Raw genomic sequence first — 323 nt, 5'->3', positions numbered from 1 at the left:
CTTGATTTGGACAGTGATGGAGATGGCCTCCCCGGTGCCATTGAAAATGGCGTCGCATTGCACCTCGACTCGGATGACGATGGTATCGATAACGGCTTTGACGTCGACCTGACTGGAGGAGAAGACCTCAACCTGGATGGTATTGATGACGCGATAAGTCTTTTGGATAGCGATGGCGATAATAGCTACAACATCTTTGACCTGGACAGTGACAACGATGGTATGAATGATGAACTTGAAGCTGAGTTAACTGCCAGCTTAGACAGTGATGGTGACGGTATCAATGACGCCTACGATGTTGACAGCACCGGGGGCATCGATAC

At 49.5% G+C, this 323-nt stretch carries 1 pseudogene; it reads left to right on the top strand.

Going from position 1 to position 323, the window contains the following annotated elements:
• Positions 1 to 323 (top strand): annotated as a pseudogene (locus tag A3729_RS32875) (hypothetical protein); the annotation flags it as partial.

The sequence above is a fragment of the Oleiphilus sp. HI0043 genome (genome assembly GCF_001634935.1).
This window is presented reverse-complemented; position numbering and strand designations above follow the sequence as displayed.